Genomic DNA, 18,835 nt, shown 5'->3' with positions numbered 1-18,835 from the left:
AGGCTCACAGTAAAGGATCTAAAAATGTGCCAATATACTTTTTCTATTAAAAGTGTGCTGAGGCGTCCCTTCTATTTTATCAAATGATCCGCCGCTAAACAAAGCTTTCGTTTGAAATAAAAAACACCTGTCTTTCATTCAACGATAACGTTAAACGAGAGGCAGGTGTTCTATTGTTGTTAGGATTACATTTTAATGAACAATCATTTGAAAATAAATTAGATCAATCCGGCTTTTGCCAGCAAACGTTTCACAATAGCTGCTGTCTGAGCACGGCTAATGTCTGCGTCTGCCATCAATTTCCCGTCAGCCCCTTGGACCAGACCTTGCTTAATTGCTGAAGCTACAGGCTCTGCGGCCCATGCTTGGACTTGGCTACCGTCACTATATCCACCAAGTAGATTCGCCGTCTCGGAAGCATCCGCTTTAGCCAAGTCTACGAGTTTCATCGCACGTGCAACGATGGTCATCGCTTCGGCACGGGATATTTCGTCGTTCGGACGGAAGCTGTTATCCGTGTAACCGGAGATCAATCCGTAGGAAATGGCGGTTTGCACTTCATTTTCATACCAGCTGTCTGACTTCACATCTGTAAATGTTGTCGTAACTGCACTTTCAGGAGTATGCAGACCAAGACCTCTGAGTAATACGGCTGTGAACTCTGCACGCGTAATGCTGCGATCCGGTGCAAATGTGTTATCTCCTGCACCTTCTACAACGAGACGAGAAGCCAAATCCTCAACATCCGTACGACTCCAGTGATTGGAAATATCCGTGAATGTTTCCGGGTGGTAGATAAGCGCATACGTGCTGTTCGTCAAGCTGTTAATTACCGCGGAATCATTTGTTGTTCCTTTGATCACTTTCGTTGGCACATGCAACATCGTACCATCCGCTTGAAGCACAACACCTGTGGTGATTTTGGAGCCGTCGGTGTCTTTAGGCAAGGTGATCGTGCGCTCTACATAAGCATTGAAGCGATTCACATCCACCTGCTGACCTTTGTAAACAGCTTTCACTTCAAAATCAACCGGAGCCGCGATCACCGTTGTATTATTCATTTTGCTTGCTGCCGCTGCAATCGCTGCTTTCTTTGCATCATTACTTGGTGTAATCGCAATCTGGAACTTAACATCTTCCAAAGGTGCTGAACCGCCAAGCTGTTTAACCACCTGATCTATCTTGATTTGACTGGCTGGAAGGGTATACGTTCCTGTATCCGTTTGAATAACAACTTGTGCATTACTGCCTTCCATCGTCTTCACGAGTCTGCCGTTCAGTTCACCGACAACCGAATTAGTACCCGTGCCTGTAACCGGAAGTAACAGTGTACGAAGTCCGTTCCCCACCTGATTGATCACTTTGTTGTTATCCACTTGAATCGTTGTAGTCACTTTATTATCAATCGTTGAGGTTGATGCCGTTGCAGACTGCTCCTGCTTCTGTCCATTCACGTAAATGTCTACACCTTTAGTTGGCGCTGGAGTGGAAGATGTGGTAGGCACAGATGGTGCAGGAGATGTTGCCGCTGAGCCACCACCACCTGATGAACCCGTTGAAGGAGAACTGGAGTTACCACCTGAACTAGCTGCTGTAATGGTAATGGTTCCACCTGACAATTGGGCATTAGTACCATAGTCTACATTTTCGAAGTGGAAGTGTTCTGAGTCATCCTGATTCACTTTGAGCTGTTTTTGTCCTGGAGTAGCAGTGGATTTAGCTTTAAATTCGATATCGAACATTTGGTCACCTGTATCAATCCAATGCTCAACTTCACTAAGATCCATCCAGATAATCCGCACCCATCCTTCCTCGTTATTAATAACGTACTGGAAATCGGATGGAGTATTTAGTTCTGGGGATGAAGTGATTGTATTGATCGTTCTTGGAGTGATTCGTACAATCTCCAACGCTGTTGTATCATAATCAACTTGCATATTATAAGCTCTGATCGGAAGTTCCGTCGCTTTCATAACAACAGGCACATGAACGGTTTGACCTGCCTGTACACTCACATTCGCCAATTCGACTTGTGATGATTGAGGAGGTGTAGCTCCTGCGGAGCCCGGCAAAACAAGTGACGAAAATAATGTCAACATAATCAGACCTGACATTGTTTTTCTCATTTTAATACGTTTCTTTTTCAGTTGAAGCATGGTATAACCTCCATGTCTGAATCAATAATGGGTAGATATCATTTTTGAGCAAGCTAGAATTTTAAATTATTGTGGTATCCGTGTTGTAAATGTCCATTGAACACCATTTTGTTCTACGACAGTCCCTTGCATATATGCATTATCATCCGGATCCGCAGCTTTGAAAGCATCATTTGAGATTTCAACAGAATAATTAGCACCGTATTTCAAACCCGGGTTGTTAATATAGATCTTATTCCCATCTATTAAGAAATCATTTCCCATTAAAACCATATAAGAAGCTTCAACTTGATTAGATGTCAGGTTCCTAATGATAATGCTGGAGTAACTGTTCATATTTATTTTTACAGGCCGATTATACGTAATTACTAATGGCGCATTAGTCTTAACTTCCGTAGAACCATTGGATGGAGAAAGACTTACGATATCCTCCTGTTTTACCGCAACAGTTGACTCACTACGAAGGACTACCGGTTTTCCTTGAGGACGATCAGATGAATAAGATTCAGGTGTAATCTGTAAAAAGAGATATTTCTCTTGCTCGGCATCAGTAATCTTATATACTGCATCAGTAGCTCCTATGATTTCTGTTTTACCTTCTCCACTCGCTTCGGAGCCCCGATACCATTGATAGTGCATCGTTCTAAGTGTATCGCCGTCAGGGTCAAAGAATTCGGTGTTACTTGTTAACGTAGCGCCCACTTTCAAATCCCCATTTAACTTGCCATTCAACACATATGGAGCGTCATCGACTTGCTTGAAAGTTAATACATAGCTATTATCTTTAGCCCCAAGAGATTGGTTAGCGTAACCACTTAGCAAAGCATTCATATCTGCCAATTCAGGTTCACCGTTTCGATCTACATCTGCTTGGTTCATCTCTACAAAAGAGAAGCCACGACGGGTTACCATGTTACGAAGGTAATTGTATAGCTGAACTGCATCCGCAGAATCAACTTTGTCGTCACCGTTTAGATCTCCTTTTTTGCTGATGTAGAGCTCTATATTGTCTCTAATCATTTCCCCTTCTGGAGATAGTGCATTTTTAGCCTGCAATTGAATGTTGATCTTGCCGCTACGATAAGGAACAACAATAAGTTTATTGTCGTTAGTTACATAAGTGCGAGCTACATTCGTATTCTCTGAAATCGCACCGAGTTGAATGAACTTCTCAGAAGGAAAATGAGTACTCAAATCAATAATGATTGTATTATTATCAACTCCGATTGGGGTAGAAGGCATAATAGGTAGTGCATCCACTTGCTCGGACGAATGGCTTAGCCAATAAATATCATCATTAAGTACTGGGCGTGAAATGTTAATGTTGGTCGGCTCAAGTGCTCCCGCCAGAGCGTGAGGAAGTGAACCGGCTACAGGCAAGGCAATACCAAGACTAAGTGCGGCCAACATGCTTTTTTTCATGATCGGCTTTAATTTATTGTGTTTATTTTTCCCCTTCAATTCATGTTCCTCCTCGTGTTTATCTGATTTTTAATATAGATACATAGCAAGTATAACGACCTATTCTGAACGGATTCTGAACAGGTCAATAGAACTATTACCAGTTAATATTCGACAAAAAACGCCATGGGGTAAGCTCCCATAGCGTTTTAATCATCAAAAAATTTCCATTTCCGATTGAATTTTCGAAAAAAATATTTTCAAATATCCGCAAGTTTCTATTTTGAGTTTATCATAAACGCGAATAACCCCACTTATATATACTGATAAATGATTTATTTTCCAGTATATTACATGTTATAATTTGTATCAGCATACCAAATTACAGTGCCCACAGTTATTTTTATTTTGGATATTTCAATGACTATGAACATGTAAACAGATTTGTTCTTAGGATAGGTCATCTACGTTACTCACTCATAGAAAGGCGGTCATATTATCAAGAAATTAATTGCTGTAATTGTTGGTGTTGTCAGTCTTTTTTTTATATTGCTATTAATCTATAAATTACCTTATGACATTGAGCAAAAATACACTGCTAGTACATTAGATGGAGAAACAATCGAGATTCAAATAACTACGAACGGTTATCGGGATTTTTTCAGACCTACTACCTTTAAAGGAAAAATGCTTATTGATGACAAAGTATATGATGTTTTTGAACCTGAAAGGTCAGATCGTTTCATAGCTAGAATGAAGAAAAAAATGAATGGTGATCGATTTTTCCCCATTATTGCAAATGAAAACCGAACTGATCTCGACGATTATTATACGATTCAGTGGGCTGACGATAAATTCAATACATTATATTTCATTCATGCAAAAAATAACTCCCGGTATGTCGCACCAGCACAAAACGCTGTGGAAGCCCATAAAATATGGGGAGAAATACAGCACTTTCTAAGATGAAATTAGAGATTGCCTTTTGAATTAATCGATTAAACGAAAACATAATATTTTTAAACGCCTTCCACAATTCGCTTCGCGCGAGTGTTTACTTCCCGATATAACTCATCCTCATCTATGGTAAGCAACTTTCTGTCCTGCATCAGGATCTGCCCATCTACAATGGTGGTGTGCACATCCGCCCCATTCACGCTATAGGCCAACAGCGACTCTACATTATGAATGGGCTGCAGGTGAGGTTTGGCAAGGTCAATCAGAATGAGATCCGCTTTGTATCCAGGTGCAAGCATCCCCACTTCATTTTGCAATGATAACAATTTTGCACTCCCACGGGTTGCCATATCAAGTACTTGACGTGCTGGAAGCCGGGTTGGATCACCGTAGTCCAGCTTTTGCAGCCAGCATGCAGCCTTGATTTCTTCGAACATATCCAGTGTTGTTGCGCTCCCTGCTCCATCTGTCCCGATTCCTACCGTGATCCCCTCGAATATCATCGCCTCTACTGGAGCAATGCCACAACCGAGTTTCAGGTTGCTCACCGGATTATGGGCGACACCGCCGCGCATGCCCTTCAGCCTGCTGATGTCTTGAGGGTTCAGATGTACTCCGTGAGCCAGTAGCACATGCGCCCGCTCGAACATACCTGATTTCTCCAAATATTCCGTGGGTGTCATATCATAGCGGCTACGAATCTTCTCTACTTCTTCCTTCGTTTCCGCCAGATGAATGTGCAGTGGAATCTCGTCCTGAACAGCCATTGCAACGACTTCACGTAACGGTTCCATCGGACAAGTATAAGGAGAATGCGGTCCATACATCGTTGTGATTCGACCATTTGCTTTCCCTGACCAGCGTTGCACCAGATCGATCGCTTCCTGCAGCCTGCGTCCTCCATCATCCTCCATAAAAACCATACCACGAGTCAGCGATGCACGTATGCCTGTTTCCGTGACTGCTTCAGCGATCTCATTCATATGAATGTACATATCGGCAAAAGCCGTTGTTCCTGAACGAATCATCTCTGCAATGCCCAATTTAGCTCCCCAATAAATATCTTCAGGTGTCATTCGTGCTTCGGCAGGCAACATCTTGCGCTCCAGCCAGTCCATCAACTTCAGATCGTCGGAAAAACCTCGAAGCAGACTCATTGGCGAATGCTGGTGGGCATTCACAAGACCGGGCATCGCCAGTTTATTTCGACCATCAATCACCTCATCCTCAGGTTGAGGCATGATATGACTCGCGATCTGCACAATCTGATTTCCTTCAATCCGTATATCCCCCGTGAAAGGTGCTTCGGCTTCTTGCATCGTTAGAATAGTTACTTGTTGAATCAAAATACTCATGAGATACACTCCTCTGGATTGGATATAATTACTACCCATCCATCGTAAGGCTTCACGTGGCGGCAAGGTCAATCATTTGATTCGAGCAATCGCCACTTGGTGGAATGTCTGGATAAACGGCCTAGGATCTATCTCTACCATATAGGGATATACTCCTGTGCTCGTATGCAGATAGAAAAAACCACCTGCGTCCCCCATCCGGCGAAAAGACATATCAAATACTTCCGTAATCCTGAACTCCCTGTACTTGGTCACGATTCGATCCGAATAAAGGGTCATGGTACGGGCATTCCTCTCAATCTCCTGCGAAAGGCCAGTCATCTCTCGTTGTACTCTGTAATAAGGCAGTATGGCAATATAGTCCATGTTCTCCCTCCAATCGTGCTTGATCCGTAGTTTTATCATAGCAGATTGGCGCTTTCAGACAAAACAACCTTTAAGTTGTTTTAAGCCATGAGTCCAACGCGTCGCGTCACTTGGATACGGTTCAGATTATGTGATTTTGGTTACCACATTTAACGAGTATTTAAGTTCCTCTTCAATGTCCTTTATGGAGAAACATTGTTCCACATGATACACGCCTGGCTGTTGACCGTTCATATAGACCCTTTTCGCTACAGCTGCAGCTACCTCTGCTGTGAGAACAGCCTCCTTCTCGCCAACAACGAGCTGCTCTATTCCCACCCGCTCTCCATTTTTCCATCCTGTCGCATCTATCTTCACAGCAAACATCGGCTTACCACCTGGAATCGCAGCAAATGCTTTTACTACCAGATCACGAACCCAAGCAAAACGCAGCAGCTTCACTAATCCTGCTTGTCTGGATATCGACAATGCTCTGGTAATCCAACGGGAATCCAAGCACAGTCGGGTTGAAACGGTAGGGATGTGCAACGTTTGGGCTACAGCCTGTTGGTCTGAAAACGGAAATCGATATGCGATCCGTCTTCCCAGTTGCTCGCCGAAATCAATCCATTTTCCATCGCTCAAACTCTGAACTTTGGTAAACTTTCCATGCTTCTTGACCTCATAAGCCGTATTCATCTGGTCTACCGTCCATTCGATTGCCGCCTTGCCGTGCTTCTCCCCGAGACCAAGCATCACCGTGATGTTCGCCTCCTGCACTTGATCCAAATGCATCGACGCTTCACGAACAAGCAGATTGGTTATGCCGGGCGACAAACCAACGCTAAGAATAGCGGTTGATCCAGAAACTTTCATCACTGAATGCAATCCTTCCACTTGTTTTAAGAAATCACCTTTGGCAGAAATATCGATGTAATCGGCTCCGGCTTTGGCACAACTTTCAACAAACCGGGTGTCATTCTGATCTACACACATGACGACAAGTTTAACGTGTCGCAACATGGCAGGGTCCACCGTTTTCATAATATTCAGTTGCAGTGGTTTAACTACTCCACCCGTCTGGCGACTGAATTGTTCGGCACGTTCCAATCGTGTACCCGCAGCCCACACTTTGCCGGGAAATGCTTGCGCAAGCTGAGTACAGACCATCTGCCCCACTTGGCCATAACCACCAACAACCCAGATCTGATCCTTCATGATGTTGTCTTGTTGTATATTAGTCTCGGATTGCATAATACCCCTCCACCCAGAATGCTGCAAAATAACGGGTTATCCTTGAAAAACCGCACTCCGCAAGCAATCTCACTAAAATTTCAGCAGATACGGGATCGGATGTCTGACCGAGCGATGCGGCGAACCGTTCCCATTCCTCCGTAAGCACTCCCGCCTGCATCATATGTTCCCGCCACGCCTGCATCATGATTGGATAAGCCGGAGAATCCAGATCTGCATTAACAGACGCAAGGATTAGAGGTGCGCCGGGTTTGAGCTTACTGGCGAGATGCATCAGGAAAGACTTTTTTGCTTCCAGTCCCTGAATAAAATGCAGCATCAGCATACTCGTGGCACCATCGTACAATCCATCCTCAGGTAATTGTTTAATGGTCTCGGAAAAAAGCTTGACCCGATGCGAGATGCGAGCTTCATCTGCTCTTTTTTTCGCTAAATCCAACATCGGCTTAGAAGTATCCATGCCTGTCAACGACCAGTCAGGATGCTTTGTACCCAACAAAGTGATTTCCTTGCCCCCTCCAGCCCCAGTAACTAATATTCTAATATGGTTGTTATCTGCTATTGTTGCTGTGAGAAGTTTATCCATCAGATCATGCATGTGGGCATATCCCGGAATTTTGAGAGCAATCGATTGTTCATAACGAACGATGTCCGCGCTATCCCAACTCATGGGTGAAGGATTATCCGAGCATGTATGATCCGTTCCTTTATTTCGTTTTTCATCCCGTGTACCATTTATATGATCTTTCATCGCAGTTACACTCCTCTGAATTTGAAGTTAGACTTGACTCTGAAATCGTCTAATTTCATTATAAAAGGATACATACAGACGACCATCCCATAAGTATGGGATATTAACGTACTCGGGAAGGAGCTTATCCAATTGACCAGCCTAATTACTGCACAGAATGTACACAGGATTACTTCCCTTGAAAAAGGAAACTGGACCTCTCGCACCTATCGGGAAGCTGTTCTCAAACAAATTCATACGGTTATCACATATGATGCTTATTGCTTCACCACCGTAGATCCTTCCACCCTTCTTTCTACAGGCGCGGTGACGGAAGATGGCATTGAAGTCATTCATGATCGATTATTTATTAATGAATACATGGAAGAGGATATCCATAAATATAGCGACTTGATTAAGTCCGGTCAGTATGCTGCTATTTTGCATGCTTCCATCCAATCACGGCCTGGAGCAAGTTCACGTTACACGAATATTTTACAGCCTGCCGGATTCGGGGATGAGCTTCGAACGGTATTTGTGAATAACGATGCCTGCTGGGGTTATCTCACGTTGTACCGCAAACAGAACAAGCTTACATTCTCTGAAGAAGAGCGGGAGCTCATGCAACACTGGGCATCCTCAATTGCATTTATGCTACGGACAACGCATCTATTATTGATGGAAGAGCTTCAAGGTGGCAGTCCGCGGGAGCCAGGCATTGTTATTTTACGCGCTCCGCTCGAACCTGTAATGCAAAATCCGGCCGCACAATACTGGTTATCCCAATTACGCCGATTGGAGCAGATTGAATCCGATGTGCTTCCGAGACCCGTTCGTGCCGTGAGTTCTCATCTACTGCAATCCATTCAAAAGAATGCCTCGTCAGCTTCACCAACATCGGACGGTTCACTGTCTAAAGTATGTGTCCAGTTGGCGGACGGTCGTTACGTTATGCTTCAGGCTAGTATGATGCAGTCTTTCGAATCGGCAGAACATGCAGAGAAATGGGATCAGATCGCCGTTTGGCTGGAGCAGGCTATGCCTCAGGACATACTCCCCCTGCTGTCCGAGAGTTATGCCTTATCCGCTCGGGAGCGTGAATTGCTCGCCTATGTGCTACGCAGCTTTTCCTCGAAGGAAATTGCAAAGGCTATGCATATTTCAGCCTACACCGTTCAAGATCATCTGAAGTCCATCTTCGCCAAAACAAAGGTTTCCTCCCGTCGGGAGTTAATCTGGCATTTTGTTTCCCGTTTTCAATTATCCGGAGATCTGGATATACCTAGAATATAAGTTAAGCAAATCAAAGAAGCGTGTCCCTATGGACGCGCTTCTTTGATTGCATTATTTAATATTTTTATAACTCAACTACGATTTGGCAGGTTTAGCAGAACGTTTGGAATTACCCGCATTTTGTGTATTCTTTGCACTATTGGTATTCTTTGCGCTCTTCGTGCTTTTAGCACCTTTGATGTGATCAGGCTTCTGCGTGCTTAATTCCGTCACTTCGGCTACCTGCGGATGCTCGACTGGGTACAATTTGCGGAACAGCAACGTCTGTAGCACTAAGAACGAACCCCCAACCGTCCAGTACAGTGGCATAGCTGCTGGTGCGGAAAACGAGAAAAACGCCATCATTAGCGGGGAGATATACCCCATTATCGCAAACTGTTTGCGCTGTTCAGGAGCCATATTTGCCTGTGATACCTTCGCCTGAATAAGATAAATAACAGCTACAACTACAGCCAGTACATAGTCAGGTGCGCCAAGCTTGAACCACAAAAACGAATGGGACGACAGCTCTGGCGTTAGCCGAATTGCCGTGTAAATCCCCGATAAAATCGGGAGTTGAATTAACAATGGCAAACAGCCGATATTCAGCGGGTTGAATTTATGCTTTTTGTATAACGCCATTGTCTCTTCAGACAACTTCTGCCGGTTAGCCGTATCGTTCTTGCCCTCGTACTTTTTCTTAATGGCATCCAGTTCAGGTTTCATCGCATTCATAATCACCCGTGTTCCCTGCTGGGACTTGGCTTGACGCATCATGAGCGGTAATAATGCGAGCCGAATGACAAGTGTAATGACGATAATCGCAACACCATAACTTCCACTAAATATACTGGCGATATGCTGAATCAGATACGACAGCGGAAATACGATGTAATGATTAAAGAACCCTGGAGTGGAAGAATTAATCTCTGATACATTATTACTGCATCCGGCAAGCAGCATAACTGCGAATAAAATCACAATCAGGCCATAGATCCGTCCCTTGCCAGATGTGAGTGTGAACCTCTTGTTTGTATGTTGTTCCATATATATCCTCCTTGTTGATTGGTTGATTCCAGTCTCAACAAGGAAATACAGTCTGGTTCATCTTCATCCGGTGCTTCTTTTCGTCTGACCATGCGGCTCCAGTTTTCCGGCCTGCACTGTAAGTTCAAGCCAAGTGCCGGAAAGACAGGTTCAATTCCGTCTCCAGCTCCACCTTCCATCCAGTACTCCGTCATACCACAGTGTAGATGGGCAATATAGGCGTAACTGACGGTAAAAATCAGACCAATGGAGAATATATACGGCAATAGCTCATGTAATTCAAACAAGAGATTCACCCCCTTCATACGTTTATTTTTACATTATAGCACTTACATATCACGTTTGCATAAATGAACTGCTGGCAAATCCAAACTCCGCTCTATTCCGTTCTTAATTTGGACAATTCTACCCGGGCTACAAGATAACAAAGATGGGATGAAGAGATTATATCAATCATAGGAAAAACCTCCATTCATCTATCTACGTTTTATTCTAAATGATAAAATAAGAACACAAACAGAAATCTTGACCGATATAACTTCTTATTTTAGATTGCTAAGGAACGTCATACACCTTGTCATCAAGGAGGAACCCCGATGAAGCTACATCAGCAATACTTGCTACTCCACAGCCAGCTCGGCGAAACATCAGAACACACCATAACTCTAGCAGATCTCTCTTTGATCCTTGACTGTACCCATCGCAACACATTAACGATTGTGAAAAAAATGGCTTCTTTGGGCTGGATCCATTGGCATGCCCGGCGGGGACGAGGACGGCGTTCGACACTCTCTCTGTTGGCTCCGGCAGATCAAATTGCTGCAGAGTACATGATGCAAGCAATGAATCGCCTGGAGTTACAAGAGGCTGCGGATCAAGTTCGGGACTTCTCCAGTTCAATCTCTATGCAACATGTTCTCAATCAGTGGTTGCTTGGTTATTCAGGGCACCACACGGAAGCTGGAACGAATAATGAACCCATTGATACGTTTCGTTTACCTATTCGTCAGCAACTTCATGCGCTCGATCCGTTATATATTAATCTGCTTGCCGAGTCTTTTGTAACAAGCCACGTATACGATGGACTTGTACAACGAGATGAACGAGGAAAGATTCTGCCCTGTCTAGCGCATACATGGGATGTATCCGATGATAGACGGACATGGATTTTCCATTTGCGGAAAGGGGTTTATTTTCACAACGGCAGTCCCTTTACAGCACCCGATGTCGTCTATTCGTTCGAGCGGCTGTTATCTACAGAGCGCCGTACATTGTACCGTGAAATTATGAACCAGATCCATTCAGTTGAAGCGTTAAACCCCTTAACTGTGCGCTTCTGTTTAAAACAACCGCAGGAATTGTTTTTATCTTTTCTGACGACAAGCCGGGCCGTCATTGTTACTCGAAACCCAGATACAGATCAGATAAACATGCCTACCGAGAAGATACAATCCATGCTGAAACCTGTTGGAACGGGGCCTTTTAAAGTCACCGCATGGGATAACCACCTGTGCAGACTTGAAGCTTATGCAACTTATTTTCAGGGTAGAGCTCTTATTGACCGGGTGGATATTCTGCAAATTCCGTGGAGTACTCCACAGGAGGGACTTGATCCAAATCAGGAGCCTGGACCAATTGAACATGTGGAATCTCCCTTCTTCCACCTTGTTCATAATCCGGCTAAAAATGCGGGTACATCTTGGACACAGACAAGCTCTGGTGTGACCGTGACCAAGTTGCTTACGTGTAACACACAAAAAACCGGACCGTTAAACGATCCGGCTATACGAGCCTATTTGCAACAGTCTATTGATCTGGCACAACAGAAGGGGACACAAAATCGGCCTCAACATCATGAATATAAATATGAGAATAGTCCCACTTCGCAGGAGAGCCCTCCTTATGCTGAGCCCATTGCCTTGCACCTTGCTACCATTTCGCAATATCGGCCCGATGCTGAGCGGCTTGCACTGGTTTTGGAAAAATCCGGTTTTCATTGCACCATACACACAGGTAGCATGGAACAATTCAAAGGCGATTGGCGGCTTGAATCCGATCTGATTCTCTTCTCCCTGATTCAAGATCGTGACGTGGAGCTTCGCAGATATGATCTGTTCTCCACATTATCCGAGCATCTGGAATCCCCGTCTCAGGAGTGGGTTCAGCATAGATTACAATCCGTTGCTACATCTCCACATACCAGCGAGCGTGAGCAGGCACTATTCGATATCGAAGAAATTCTAATTCGTGAACACCTAATGTTCATTTTGTCCCAAAAACCTGTAGAAACCGCTTATCTTCCTTCCGTTCGCGGAATGTCATTCAACAGTCAGGGCTGGGTTAATCTGCGGCACATCTGGTTTCCCTCTGATAAGTTGTGAACCTTGGCATAGTCCATCATCTTTCTGATAAAGTCATACTCTTTCCCGTGTGGGTTCGGGTGTAGTTACGGCTCAAGGAAACCGTATCCTTTCGACGATAAACACCAAGAAGCAAACCGATCATAGCGTATTCAAGTATCACATGAGATCCATATCCGATAAGGGGAAATTCAATACTCATGATTGGGACCATTCCCGTGACGATCGCAACTGAATAACTCAGTTGAAGTGCAAGTGTAACCGTTACAGACAGTACAATCATCGAACCAAACTTGTCTTGTATACGCGGCAGTATTTTAAATAATGTATTTACAAACCACACTATGCCAACAATAAACAGCGCACAGGCAGACCACCCAAACACGTCTATAAGCATAACCCCTGGATAACTCAGATAAAGATATTTTAAAGTTGATCCTATCGGGATATTCGTACCATTTCCCCACCATCCCGCTGTTTTGACGATATGAATAATAGCGTTATTCATAAATTCCATACCCTTAGAGTCTTGATCCAGATTAAATACCACAGACAACCTTTCGAATCGACTATATTGATCTGTTACAAGTAATAGAAAGGCTGCAGCCGCTCCGCAAAAACACGCAGTAATCAGCGTATACAGCCACTTTCTTGTAATCCATCCGAACAGTAGCAAAGATATGCACCCAAATAACGACAATCGGACCCAATCCGAGATTTGATAGATGAGTACCATAGGCAAAGCTACTAACGCAACATAGGTAAAGATCATTTGCACGTTCAGACCCGAACGAAAATGGGAAATGACAATCCCGCCGATCGCGAGTGGCAATATCCAAAGCGCGGACGTGGTAACATCGATTGAGAAGCCAAATGGCAATATGAGCATTCTATTCAAGCTACCATACGAGTCTGCTATCACCGGGGTAATCCATAAGAGAACATTCATTAGAATGTATACCCACCAAGCAGATTTAATCCATTTCCTATAGTCGAAAAAGAGGCAGAACAACATGGCTAACATCCCCATACTTGTATACAGTAGATGGCCGGATGAGTATTCATTTCCCAAGTCTAATAGACTATTCGTATATATCCAGGTCAAAACCATGCCAATAAGAGCCATCCCCACGACTCCCGCCAATAATCCCCAGTGCATTCGGTGACGATGAATTTTGTGCATTCTTTTGCCTAGATCAGCCGGATCACCCATTTGTTCAATAGCGTATGTGGCAGCTGCCTCCGGTGTAAATCCTTCATGCTCCTTGTCATAGGTCATCTCTTCAAGATGATTCCCGAGTTCCTCACGAAGATCTTTATGTACTTCCCTCGCCCTGACCTGACCACAGATTTGATCCAGATAACTCTGAATCTGTTCCTTTTTTTCTTTCTGCTTCCCCTGCTCTTTCACTTGCTTCAGATTCATCAGGCTAAACCTCCTTCACCGATCACGCGATCTACAGCACGACGAAATAGAGACCATTCCGCTTTTTTCTGTTGTAATGCCTGTATGCCTTGCTCTCGAATGGAGTAATACTTCCGTTTTCTGCCCTCCACTTCTGCCCAATAAGCCTCCACCCATCCTTCGATTTCCATCGCGTGTAGAATCGGATACAATGTTCCTTCTTTGAGATTAAACACTCCCTCTGATTGACGATGCAGTTCCTTAATCAGCTCATAGCCATACATGGGTTGTGCATGAAGTAAAGTTAAAATTAATGTTTCTGTACTTCCTTTAATCATTTGTTTATTAATCTGCAAACAAAACGCTCCCTCCTAAGTACTGGTCTAATACATCGGAAATCTATGCATAGTTAATCTAGGTGTCATGATACCTTATAATTCCTTCTATGTCCAGCACCCCATTTATCTTTTTATGTTAAACTACCTCTATCCAGCCTTAAATTGTGTATAGAAATTTTTTCGAACTTTACAGATTTAGATATACCGATATTACGAATTAAAGGAGACATTCTCTCATGCGCAAAAGTAAACTTATTTTCTTTCTCGGCGGAGCCGGAAGTGGCAAAACTACACTCGCCAAAGCGCTCTCGCGTAAATATAAAGCTGCATTTTTGGACATGGACATCCTGCTTCGTCCCGCAGCTGAGGCCATCATGACGTTACAAGGGCTTGATCCATCAGACCGGGATTCACCAGAATACAAACGGCTGTGCCGTGATCTAGGTTATCGAATCACGATGGACGCCGCTTTGGATAACGTACAACTTGGTGTAGACACTCTCGTGGTTGGGCCTTTTACCCAAGAGACCGGGACACCGGATTGGATTGAGCAGGAACTCGCACGCATTGGCCGTTCCCTCGATAACACAGACGTTCGAGTGGCTTATGTTTACTTGCAGAACGAAGCGTTATACCGTCAACGAATCACAGCGAGACATTCCCCATTAGACGAATGGAAACTAGCTAACTGGGATGCGTTCCGTTCTTCTCTTGATCGAAAAAGCGTGGCCTGGCCACTTCCAACGGAATCTATCGCATACATCGACAATTCTAGTGATGATCCTGCTATTGCTTTTGCTGAATTGGAACGACGGATGTATGAGTGAAAGGAAAAGGTATGTGGGGTGAACTGGAACGGGTTCGGGTATTATAGGATGCAATTTTGAGCGCGCGGGTGTAGGTATGAAGGCAATCAAACTCTAACGATCCTGAGAGAGCTTATTTGGACCTTTTTGGCGGTTTTAAAATTTTAACGATCTCAGATGACGCTATTTTCCAAAAAAAGGCCTAAATACACGCAAAAAGTTACTGAAACAACGAAATAAGCTCTCTGGTGATCGTTAGAATTTTATATCAGTCTAGATGGAGGAAATAAGGTTCCTGCTGATCGTTAGAACTTTAAGGGTCGGGATTAGAACTCATTTTGCTATTCTTATCTGATACGTTAACGTGTTCCGATCACCGCTCCGTTCAATTGCTCTCTCCATTCCGTTCCTCCCCTTAACCTGCTTGACGCACTCAGCTTCGATGCAGTAAACAAAAAACACGAGAGAGTGTTATGCTCTCCTCGTGTTTCTGTGTTTCTGTGCATTTTGTGTTTTCTGTGCTTTCTCTGTTTTCTGCAATTTCTGTGTTTGCTCTATTTACTCACGCTTGTTGTACTTTGGACTTCCCCAATTCCACTACTGCATCACAATTCGTTCGCCTGCTTCATTTTCTCCCGCGTTCAGCAATACGAGCTGTAATGAGTTTATGACTTTCGTCAATCTCCTCGGGTGTGCAGGCCGCTTTCAGTTCATACACTTTCACAGGAGATCGATCGATGATATCTAGAAATGAATCAAAATAGCTCATGTCCTGACTATGAATATACGGACACCAGTGATCGGACAATCCTACCGTTTCATGGATGTGAACCCCCACGACATGATCGATCAGCGCATTCGCTTCGCGCACATTGTCATACAATCCCATGCGATCCATCATCATGCCGTGGCCGATATCATACCATAACCCAAGCGGTGCACCCTTCATCTGACCAATGATCGTTCCTGCTTCCTGCAACGTAGGCATCTGATAACAGCGCGAACGGGTTTCAATTCCGAAATTCACACCATATCCACGCTGCTCTGACAGATTACATACCTCTTCTAGACTTTCCTGTATGCGTCTCAAGTAGTGCTCACTACTAGCCCGTCTCTTCTCCAGCATCTCATGCCACAACGCTTGATAAGCCGGTGAATCCTTGCCTTGCTTGTGATAGATCTTTTTCAGAGCTTCATCAATGTTATACTCAAACGGCACTTCCCCCGGGTGCACAACAACAGCCTTCGCACCGTAGCGATGAGCATATTCGGCAGAACGAAGCAGCAGTTCAATCGCCTTTTTACGCCGCGCCTCATCGTCGAATCCAAGCAGCACCGAATCCGTTCCATAATCCGGATCGGCTACATGCGGAAACGTGTTATGCACACTCGATACACCCACTTGCCCACGTTCAATCATCGGTTCAATCGTCTTTAATAGCTCATCCGTCACATTATAATTCAACTCCACCTGCCTGAATCCAAGCGACAGAATCTCGTCGATCATACCTTCACCCGTCGTATGGCGCTTGATATTCCAACATGTCGAGAATGAGTATTCTTTTTTGTCTGTATACATTTACTCTGCCCTGCCTCCTTCCGCACATTAGCCCTATCCCAGTCCTTCTAATAGCCTTCTATAGAAGTCCACTCTTAGTCCTCTACCTAACCCTGTGATACCGTCTTACGTCATTTATCTACTCACTGATCCCAAGTTCGAACCTCATCCGGTTTTCCGTCACCCCTGGAACATAGCGATAGATGATTTCAGCATAGTCGGTATACATTAACACTGTCGGCGCTGGGGCTTCCGCTTTTACTGAGCAGGTTAATCCCGGAAGCGTCCAGCGTGTGGGTTGTAAATCTTGAGGACGCAAGTTCGGCCCTTTAATTTCAAAATAAACCTCAATCTCTTCCGCCGTATCCAGCTGCACCTCAATATTCAATGATTCCGCTGTGACTTCCGCTTCAAAGGTAATACCGCGCAAATGGCTGTTCCAGCCCCCTCCTGTTTCACGCCGAATAAGGCGCAAGTAATACCGCTCCCCTGTCCCGGTCTGCCAATGAATCGTTGCAGGATGCATCTGGCCGTTGGTATTGCGACTCCCGGACATCGCGCCTATCATTCGTTTCTCACCAATCCAGGCCGAAGCGGTGCACAGATTCCGGTTTGCTTTTGGATCGTTGCGTTCACAGAGCTCCATGAACTGTTTTTGCACGAGTCGATCTCCTTGATGGGCTTTGAAATACGGTACAGCCTCTTCAGGGACATCAACACCCAACAACGCTATCATCGGATCATGCCCCGATTCACAATTCATGCCTGTCAAATACTCGTAGCCTTCTCCCAGCAATAGATAGAGAAAGACACCGATCGAGCTATGCTCCCGCATCTCCATATCATATGCCCGCGCAAATGGCCCGGAGAGATTCTCCAGATTGGCATTGTAATACAGCGCGATATTGTTCCATAATCCATGCTCAATCGAGTGAGCAATTTCAGTCATGCGCTCAGTTACAGCATACTTTCGGAACATGCCAAGTACGGCGAGATCCACTCCGTAATAGGTCGTGGTATTGAACTCGGCAAACGTGCCTCCGAACTGCTCAAACTCCTGTAACAGACTTTCGGCCTGCGCATCCGCATGCTGAATCCAATCCGTTCGCTGGAACCGATGTCCATAATAATGGGTAATAAAAATATGCATCAGTTCAATGTTGGTGTTCATTGGAATCACATCTGACAATCTGCGCTCCACAGAGCCCTGAACAGCTCGTTCCATCGCTTCATCCATCCGGTGAATAAGCTTATCCGGCAGCAGTTCCGCAAACTCGGCTGTCGCTATAGCACACACACATGCGATAAATTCCCGCCAATTTGGATCATAACTGATCCAGACCGGGGGCAAAACAGCGTTCACGGACGCATAGAACAGCTCTTTCCATTGTTTAGCGTCTGTGCCTTCCTTCATCAAATCATTCTCTTGCTGCAGATTATGAATAAACTGCGCAGACACCTTCTCAAAGGTGCGTTCCAGGAAATAGGCTGTGCCTGGCGCAAATGATTTCCATGCATAATGACCCGCGGGTGGGTGCTCTTCATTTGTCTGGGTCGCAAAGGTGCCGTGATAGATTTCTTCCGGTGCATCATATTGATAATCGAGCACTTTGTTTAGTACACGAACAGCCCGCCCCACATCGCCGGGCTCCTGACGAATCAGCAAGCCCAGCGCATAATGTGCACTGCCTCGTGTACCGTGCTCTGAGGCATCGTCTTCAAAGCTGCGAAGCAATGCGAAATCATCGTCATAAAAACGATCCATCATGACCATGGACTGGTGTACTAGATGCTGCTGTTCCTTGGACATCTTCTTAACCATCGGTTGTGTCATGCCTATGACCTCCTGGG

The 18,835-nt window shown here is 44.7% G+C and carries 16 protein-coding genes; 4 read left to right on the top strand and 12 right to left on the bottom strand.

The genetic code is table 11. The features are described from left to right. Nucleotides 1–218: 218 nt before the first annotated feature. Nucleotides 219–2,156: an S-layer homology domain-containing protein gene (locus MHI38_RS00330; RefSeq protein WP_341180789.1), complete on the bottom strand. Its 1,938-nt coding sequence runs from the start codon at nucleotides 2,154–2,156 to the stop codon at nucleotides 219–221. A 66-nt stretch (nucleotides 2,157–2,222) separates the two neighbouring features. Next, on the bottom strand, nucleotides 2,223–3,617 hold the full coding sequence (locus MHI38_RS00325) for an Ig-like domain-containing protein (protein ID WP_341180788.1): 1,395 nt from the start codon (nucleotides 3,615–3,617) through the stop codon (nucleotides 2,223–2,225). A 489-nt stretch (nucleotides 3,618–4,106) separates the two neighbouring features. On the opposite strand from MHI38_RS00325, the gene MHI38_RS00320 reads away from it, so the two are divergent. Continuing rightward, nucleotides 4,107–4,526 (top strand): hypothetical protein, encoded by a 420-nt coding sequence (locus tag MHI38_RS00320; protein ID WP_341180787.1) that lies wholly within the window; start codon nucleotides 4,107–4,109, stop codon nucleotides 4,524–4,526. Between the two features lie 50 nt (nucleotides 4,527–4,576). Here the strand turns inward: MHI38_RS00320 and MHI38_RS00315 are convergent, their stop codons facing one another. The 4 genes from MHI38_RS00315 to MHI38_RS00300 form a co-directional block, all read right to left on the bottom strand. Next, on the bottom strand, nucleotides 4,577–5,869 hold the full coding sequence (locus MHI38_RS00315; protein ID WP_341180786.1) for an amidohydrolase: 1,293 nt from the start codon (nucleotides 5,867–5,869) through the stop codon (nucleotides 4,577–4,579). A 72-nt stretch (nucleotides 5,870–5,941) separates the two neighbouring features. Beyond that, nucleotides 5,942–6,235 (bottom strand): hypothetical protein, encoded by a 294-nt coding sequence (locus MHI38_RS00310; protein ID WP_090923969.1) that lies wholly within the window; start codon nucleotides 6,233–6,235, stop codon nucleotides 5,942–5,944. 126 nt (nucleotides 6,236–6,361) lie between these two features. After that, a complete protein-coding gene (locus tag MHI38_RS00305; protein WP_154889498.1) occupies nucleotides 6,362–7,468 on the bottom strand; it encodes a saccharopine dehydrogenase NADP-binding domain-containing protein in 1,107 nt (368 codons plus the stop codon). After that, nucleotides 7,452–8,219: a methyltransferase domain-containing protein gene (locus tag MHI38_RS00300; protein ID WP_154889500.1), complete on the bottom strand. Its 768-nt coding sequence runs from the start codon at nucleotides 8,217–8,219 to the stop codon at nucleotides 7,452–7,454. Before MHI38_RS00300 ends, MHI38_RS00305 begins: the two co-directional genes overlap by 17 nt. Before the next feature lie 132 nt (nucleotides 8,220–8,351). Between MHI38_RS00300 and MHI38_RS00295 the strand changes: the two genes are divergently transcribed. After that, entirely contained in the window at nucleotides 8,352–9,491 is a 1,140-nt protein-coding gene (locus MHI38_RS00295) for a LuxR C-terminal-related transcriptional regulator (protein ID WP_154889502.1), read from the top strand. A gap of 75 nt (nucleotides 9,492–9,566) precedes the next feature. On the opposite strand, the gene yidC is transcribed toward MHI38_RS00295, so the two are convergent. Both yidC and MHI38_RS00285 read right to left on the bottom strand, forming a co-directional pair. Beyond that, a complete protein-coding gene (gene yidC, locus MHI38_RS00290) occupies nucleotides 9,567–10,517 on the bottom strand; it encodes a membrane protein insertase YidC (RefSeq protein ID WP_253494927.1) in 951 nt (316 codons plus the stop codon). Then, the gene (locus MHI38_RS00285) at nucleotides 10,454–10,804 is read right to left on the bottom strand and encodes a hypothetical protein (RefSeq protein ID WP_090923965.1); all 351 of its coding nucleotides are present in this window, start codon (nucleotides 10,802–10,804) and stop codon (nucleotides 10,454–10,456) included. The genes yidC and MHI38_RS00285 overlap by 64 nt, the downstream gene beginning before the upstream one ends. Nucleotides 10,805–11,113: 309 nt before the next feature. On the opposite strand from MHI38_RS00285, the gene MHI38_RS00280 reads away from it, so the two are divergent. After that, on the top strand, nucleotides 11,114–12,898 hold the full coding sequence (locus MHI38_RS00280) for an ABC transporter substrate-binding protein (protein ID WP_154889504.1): 1,785 nt from the start codon (nucleotides 11,114–11,116) through the stop codon (nucleotides 12,896–12,898). A gap of 16 nt (nucleotides 12,899–12,914) precedes the next feature. On the opposite strand, the gene MHI38_RS00275 is transcribed toward MHI38_RS00280, so the two are convergent. Together MHI38_RS00275 and MHI38_RS00270 are read right to left on the bottom strand one after the other, a co-directional pair. Next, nucleotides 12,915–14,303: an FtsW/RodA/SpoVE family cell cycle protein gene (locus MHI38_RS00275; RefSeq protein ID WP_341180785.1), complete on the bottom strand. Its 1,389-nt coding sequence runs from the start codon at nucleotides 14,301–14,303 to the stop codon at nucleotides 12,915–12,917. After that, nucleotides 14,303–14,638: a PadR family transcriptional regulator gene (locus MHI38_RS00270; protein WP_186809674.1), complete on the bottom strand. Its 336-nt coding sequence runs from the start codon at nucleotides 14,636–14,638 to the stop codon at nucleotides 14,303–14,305. Before MHI38_RS00270 ends, MHI38_RS00275 begins: the two co-directional genes overlap by 1 nt. 218 nt (nucleotides 14,639–14,856) lie before the next feature. Between MHI38_RS00270 and MHI38_RS00265 the strand changes: the two genes are divergently transcribed. Then, nucleotides 14,857–15,447, top strand: a complete 591-nt coding sequence (locus MHI38_RS00265) for an AAA family ATPase (protein ID WP_154889508.1) — start codon at nucleotides 14,857–14,859, stop codon at nucleotides 15,445–15,447. 604 nt (nucleotides 15,448–16,051) lie between these two features. Here MHI38_RS00265 and MHI38_RS00260 read toward each other — a convergent pair. Together MHI38_RS00260 and MHI38_RS00255 are read right to left on the bottom strand one after the other, a co-directional pair. Then, complete coding sequence (locus MHI38_RS00260; protein ID WP_154886158.1) at nucleotides 16,052–17,005, bottom strand: sugar phosphate isomerase/epimerase family protein; 954 nt, start codon at nucleotides 17,003–17,005, stop codon at nucleotides 16,052–16,054. A 118-nt stretch (nucleotides 17,006–17,123) separates the two neighbouring features. Further along, complete coding sequence (locus tag MHI38_RS00255; RefSeq protein WP_341180784.1) at nucleotides 17,124–18,818, bottom strand: hypothetical protein; 1,695 nt, start codon at nucleotides 18,816–18,818, stop codon at nucleotides 17,124–17,126. Nucleotides 18,819–18,835 lie beyond the last annotated feature (17 nt).

It is taken from the genome of Paenibacillus sp. FSL K6-1558, assembly GCF_038002565.1.
Lineage (GTDB): Bacteria > Bacillota > Bacilli > Paenibacillales > Paenibacillaceae > Paenibacillus > Paenibacillus polysaccharolyticus.
Note: the sequence above shows the minus strand (reverse complement) of the source record. Positions and strands in the feature narration are given on the sequence as shown.

Coding starts and splice junctions, on each gene's coding strand:
- MHI38_RS00330 (WP_341180789.1), bottom strand. CDS start 2,156: ATGCTTCAACTGAAAAAGAAACGTATTAAAATGAGAAAAACAATGTCA.
- MHI38_RS00315 (WP_341180786.1), bottom strand. CDS start 5,869: ATGAGTATTTTGATTCAACAAGTAACTATTCTAACGATGCAAGAAGCC.
- MHI38_RS00310 (WP_090923969.1), bottom strand. CDS start 6,235: ATGGACTATATTGCCATACTGCCTTATTACAGAGTACAACGAGAGATG.
- MHI38_RS00305 (WP_154889498.1), bottom strand. CDS start 7,468: ATGCAATCCGAGACTAATATACAACAAGACAACATCATGAAGGATCAG.
- MHI38_RS00300 (WP_154889500.1), bottom strand. CDS start 8,219: ATGAAAGATCATATAAATGGTACACGGGATGAAAAACGAAATAAAGGA.
- yidC (WP_253494927.1), bottom strand. CDS start 10,517: ATGGAACAACATACAAACAAGAGGTTCACACTCACATCTGGCAAGGGA.
- MHI38_RS00280 (WP_154889504.1), top strand. CDS start 11,114: ATGAAGCTACATCAGCAATACTTGCTACTCCACAGCCAGCTCGGCGAA.
- MHI38_RS00275 (WP_341180785.1), bottom strand. CDS start 14,303: ATGAATCTGAAGCAAGTGAAAGAGCAGGGGAAGCAGAAAGAAAAAAAG.
- MHI38_RS00265 (WP_154889508.1), top strand. CDS start 14,857: ATGCGCAAAAGTAAACTTATTTTCTTTCTCGGCGGAGCCGGAAGTGGC.
- MHI38_RS00260 (WP_154886158.1), bottom strand. CDS start 17,005: ATGTATACAGACAAAAAAGAATACTCATTCTCGACATGTTGGAATATC.
- MHI38_RS00255 (WP_341180784.1), bottom strand. CDS start 18,818: ATGACACAACCGATGGTTAAGAAGATGTCCAAGGAACAGCAGCATCTA.